The organism is Rhizobium sp. 01T444 (assembly GCF_056398305.1).
Genome location: NZ_JBFTPD010000074.1, coordinates 1 through 4,183 on the forward strand (window position 1 = coordinate 1; position 4,183 = coordinate 4,183).

The following is a 4,183-nucleotide window of genomic DNA, read 5'->3' on the forward strand; positions in this document are numbered from 1 at the left end:
GCTGATAGCTGACCGAGCCACGCATTTTCCGATCCTGAAGCATGCCGCGATCTTTCAGATTCGCTTTCCACACTTTAGGTCTTTGTCTTCACGCAGGTCGTTATCGCAAAACCGCTGCACAGTTTTACGCGGCATGCTTTAGCAAAATCCCGTTGCAAGTTTTCGAACTTGCGACGGGATTTTTGCTTGATCGTTATTCGGCGCATTTGACAATTTTATTGACTGACCACCAGTCAATAATTTAAAGATCAGTTCATCAATCGCCGCGATGGAGTTCGCCATGTCCGCAAAAACACTCCTGACCTCTCTCTTTCGATATAAGGCCAGCGCTGATGAGGAACTTCTGACCGCGCTTGCTGCTTTTCCCGAAAGCGGGCTATCGGAAAACCTCCAGTCCGCTTTTCGTGTTCTCAATCACGCTCAAATCGTCGATCGGATTTTCGCTGCCAACCTGCGGAAGGAGCCGCATGGTTATACGGCGAGTTGGACCAGCGAGCCGCCAGCTTTTGGAGATCTTGCTTCCGCGATTAGGAAAACCGACAGGTGGTATCTGGATTATATGGTGCAGGTGGCGCCCGAGGAGCTCGAAGAGACGATTGACTTCACTTTCACCGATGGTGGGCAGGGCCGCATGTCGCGGGAGGAGATGCTGGCCCATGTCATCACCCACAGCGGTTATCACCGCGGGGAGGTCGGTCGTCTTTTGCCCGACATTGAAAACACTGCTATGCGCGACGTATTCGCGGGCTACCTGCACCGGGCGGAGCCTCAGCGTCGCGGGCATTGACGGACTTTCCGATGACATCACGCATGGCCGGCAGGCCAAGAACCAAACCAGCCGAGGAAAGGCGGGACGACCTCATGGTCGCGGCCGAACGCCTCTTTCTCGACAAGGGGGTGGAGCATACGACGATCGAGGAGATCACCCGAGGTGCCGCCGTCTCGAAGGGTGCCTTTTACCTTCATTTCTCTTCGAAGGCGGATGTTATCGAAGCATTGCGGACCCGCTTCGTTCAGAAGCTTCTGAACGGCATCGTGGAAGAAGTGGGTAAGCAGGAGACTGGCGACTGGGACGGCAAGTTGACGGCCTGGGCAAAAGCCTGCGCCATGGGATATCTAAAAGCCGCGCGCCTGCACAATCTCGTTTTTGCTGCTTCTCCGCCTCCAAGCCGCGAGGGCCTGACGAGCAACATCCTGATCTATAGTCTCCAGCAATTGCTTGCAGCAGGAAGCCGTGAGGGAGCTTGGTCACTGAAGGAGCCGGCATTCACCGCCATATTCCTGTTTAACGCATTGCACGGCGTCGTAAATCAGAGCGGCATCGGCGACGATGATGCCGGGCAATCAAAACTGCTTAGCAATATCGAGAATGGTGTTCTGCGCCTCATCCGATGAGGCGATTTGCAGTCACTTCCGTGCCGGCTCGTTCATGCTCGATGCGATCTTCGTACCGCTGCCGGTCTGTCCGGCACCGGACGGAGACATCATCGCGATGCTGAGGACCGAAGCAATCATAACGGCAACGACGGCAATCATCAGGCGCATGAACATCTAGATCCCTATTTGTCTGGTGGGATTAAACGCCCGGCGACGTTGCGGGTTCCGGATCGGTTATTGCACAGATGGAGGTGGATTTGATGGCGTCGTCGACGGTGCCAGGGGATCCGGCTGGCGGATCGGGTGAGACCTGTCCACCCACGTGATGCTCAAAATGACCATGACGAGGACCGCAATGAAAAGAACGCCGAAGATCAGCGGTCGAATTGCCATAGTGCGGATTCCCTTTTGCCGGCGCCCCAAAGATGAATGCACTGCCGATGATAGTGACCGGCAAGCTCTTTCCAAGGCGGAATATGGACCAGGGAAGAGGGTGTTCAACCGCAATGGCGACCATCATTCCCTCTCTCTGCGACATATCAACAGTGATCTGCCGACTGTGGCCTATGCCTTCAGGTGCAGTCCCGCTGCATAAAGGGCAATCGCCGCGGCATTCGATACGTTCAGCGATTTGATGGCGCCGGGCATATCGAGCCGGGCGAGCGCGCTGACGGTTTCGCGGGTCTTCTGCCGCAGGCCCTTGCCTTCGGAGCCGAGCACCAGCGCGATTCGACCACCTGAGAACGTGCCTTCCAGCGGCGCCGGTCCTTCCGAATCAAGCCCGATCGTGAAGAAGCCGAGCTTGTGCAATTCGCCGAGCGCATCCGAGAGATTGGTGATCTGTATATAAGGTATCAGTTCCAGCGCGCCGGAAGCCGATTTGGCAAGCACGCCCGATTCAGTCGGGCTATGTCTCTGGGTGGTGATAACGGCGCCTGCATTGAAGGCGACGGCCGATCGCATGATGGCGCCGACATTGTGCGGATCGGTTACCTGGTCGAGCAGGAGAAGCAATGGGCTGTCCTTCAGTGCTTCCAGGCGCCGGACGGGCAGGGGGCGTGTTTCCAGCATCACGCCCTGATGGATCGCTTCGGGGCCGAGCACCTTGTCGATATCCTGCGGCGAGACCATGTCGACGGGAATGCCGATCGTATCAGGATCGATCTCCAATCGAGCAAGCGCGTTCTGTGTCACCGATAGCTTGATGTTTTTGCGCTCAGGATTTTCAAGCGCGGCACGAACGGTATGAAGACCGTAGAGGAAGACCTGATCGGGGGCGAGCGCCGGCGGTTTCCAGTCGTCTCCGCCACGCTTGCGCTTCTGTGGTGCCGGTGTTGGAATCTCACCGCGTTCGCGCTTGCCGTCGCGATGCGCGCGTCGCAAGGTTGCGTAATGCGTGTCCTTTGCGGACTTGTCGATAGCGGGCTTGTCGCCGGATTTCTTATCTTTGCTCATGCGGCTTTATAACGATGGCGCCTGTTGCCGCATAGGCCTTCTTTCATACGCCGGCTTTCAACAGGCGATGAAATTTTTCCTGTCTTTTCCATTGTCATCGTGTTGACAGACTGAAATCGTCCGGTCATATACGCGGCGCAGACGACGGGGCGGCAACGCTTCAAAGTCTGACGAACTTGGTCTTCAAGATCCGGACGAAAAACTGGAGAGATGCCCGAGTGGTTAAAGGGGACGGACTGTAAATCCGTTGGCTCAGCCTACGTTGGTTCAAATCCAACTCTCTCCACCATTCGTCATTGGATCGGACCAACCCCGCGGGTATAGCTCAATGGTAGAGCAGCAGCCTTCCAAGCTGAATACGCGGGTTCGATTCCCGCTACCCGCTCCATCTTCCTTGCCGTTCTCGACGAATCACGCCCGCTTTCAGAACTCGAATACGAGATTCATGAAATTGCCAATGATCCAGTAGCCGAGCACCCCTATGGCGATGCCGGCGATGAAGACCGAAGACTGGCCCGTGTTCTTTTTGACGCCCGTGCCTGCATCGTCTTCGCGCGGATAGCCGAATTCACGATGGTCTTCCATGAATGCCGAATAGTGGTTGGTATAGCTCTCCGATTGCATTGGGTGTCCCTCCGAATATTAGAGGGATATCATGCAAGTTTTCCCGTTCGGTGAAATCAATTAGTAAAATGTAATATAATCTTGTCGGCAGGCGTCGCGCCGATGAGATCGCGCGGCACCCGGGTCACGACTGCAGAAATTGCAGTCGCTGCTGGCATCAACAAGGCCAGAAGCGGGCTTTCTCTCGATTTTACCTTAGATTTCAGGTGTTTTGGGGCAGGTGCCGACGAATCGTCTTGCGGGTTGCGAATTATCTCCCATATGCGCTGACACGCCAAGAATGGCGTCTGCAATTAAGTCTTGCGCAATTTCGCCGAAAGCCTTAAACGGCGGCACTAAACCGGTTCGCCGGGGTCACCCATTTACGTCCACAGGAAGCATTCAAATGGCAAAGAGTAAGTTTGAGCGCAACAAGCCGCACGTCAACATTGGCACGATCGGCCACGTTGACCACGGCAAGACGTCTCTGACGGCAGCGATCACGAAGTATTTCGGTGAGTTCAAGGCGTATGACCAGATCGACGCTGCTCCGGAAGAAAAGGCACGCGGCATCACCATTTCGACGGCTCACGTCGAGTATGAAACGCCGGCCCGCCACTACGCGCACGTCGACTGCCCCGGCCACGCTGACTATGTCAAGAACATGATCACGGGTGCCGCGCAGATGGACGGCGCGATCCTGGTCTGCTCTGCCGCTGACGGCCCGATGCCGCAGACGCGCGAGCAC

Annotated in this window: 7 protein-coding genes and 2 tRNA genes; 5 read left to right on the top strand and 4 right to left on the bottom strand. The window is 56.2% G+C overall.

Annotated elements, in window-relative coordinates; genetic code table 11:
* Window positions 1-280: 280 nt before the first annotated feature.
* Both AC1DTN_RS37060 and AC1DTN_RS37065 read left to right on the top strand, forming a co-directional pair.
* Window positions 281-787, top strand: a complete 507-nt coding sequence (locus tag AC1DTN_RS37060; protein WP_439017192.1) for a DinB family protein — start codon at window positions 281-283, stop codon at window positions 785-787.
* Window positions 788-798: 11 nt separating this feature from the next.
* Window positions 799-1,395 (top strand): TetR/AcrR family transcriptional regulator, encoded by a 597-nt coding sequence (locus AC1DTN_RS37065; RefSeq protein WP_439014696.1) that lies wholly within the window; start codon window positions 799-801, stop codon window positions 1,393-1,395.
* Between the two features lie 12 nt (window positions 1,396-1,407).
* Here the strand turns inward: AC1DTN_RS37065 and AC1DTN_RS37070 are convergent, their stop codons facing one another.
* From AC1DTN_RS37070 to rlmB, 3 genes are read right to left on the bottom strand one after another with little or no spacing between them, the layout of a single operon-like run.
* The gene (locus tag AC1DTN_RS37070; RefSeq protein WP_439017303.1) at window positions 1,408-1,551 is read right to left on the bottom strand and encodes a hypothetical protein; all 144 of its coding nucleotides are present in this window, start codon (window positions 1,549-1,551) and stop codon (window positions 1,408-1,410) included.
* 25 nt (window positions 1,552-1,576) lie between these two features.
* Window positions 1,577-1,897 (bottom strand): hypothetical protein, encoded by a 321-nt coding sequence (locus tag AC1DTN_RS37075; protein ID WP_439017304.1) that lies wholly within the window; start codon window positions 1,895-1,897, stop codon window positions 1,577-1,579.
* 44 nt (window positions 1,898-1,941) lie between these two features.
* Complete coding sequence (rlmB, locus tag AC1DTN_RS37080) at window positions 1,942-2,832, bottom strand: 23S rRNA (guanosine(2251)-2'-O)-methyltransferase RlmB (protein WP_439014697.1); 891 nt, start codon at window positions 2,830-2,832, stop codon at window positions 1,942-1,944.
* A gap of 204 nt (window positions 2,833-3,036) precedes the next feature.
* On the opposite strand from rlmB, the gene AC1DTN_RS37085 reads away from it, so the two are divergent.
* Window positions 3,037-3,121 (top strand) — tRNA-Tyr (locus tag AC1DTN_RS37085).
* Window positions 3,122-3,146: 25 nt separating this feature from the next.
* Window positions 3,147-3,220: transfer RNA gene (locus AC1DTN_RS37090), tRNA-Gly, on the top strand.
* Between the two features lie 35 nt (window positions 3,221-3,255).
* On the opposite strand, the gene AC1DTN_RS37095 is transcribed toward AC1DTN_RS37090, so the two are convergent.
* Entirely contained in the window at window positions 3,256-3,456 is a 201-nt protein-coding gene (locus AC1DTN_RS37095; RefSeq protein ID WP_113324884.1) for a hypothetical protein, read from the bottom strand.
* Between the two features lie 385 nt (window positions 3,457-3,841).
* On the opposite strand from AC1DTN_RS37095, the gene AC1DTN_RS37100 reads away from it, so the two are divergent.
* Window positions 3,842-4,183 (top strand): GTP-binding protein (locus tag AC1DTN_RS37100; RefSeq protein ID WP_477925062.1); only part of this gene is annotated, 342 nt, incomplete at its 3' end.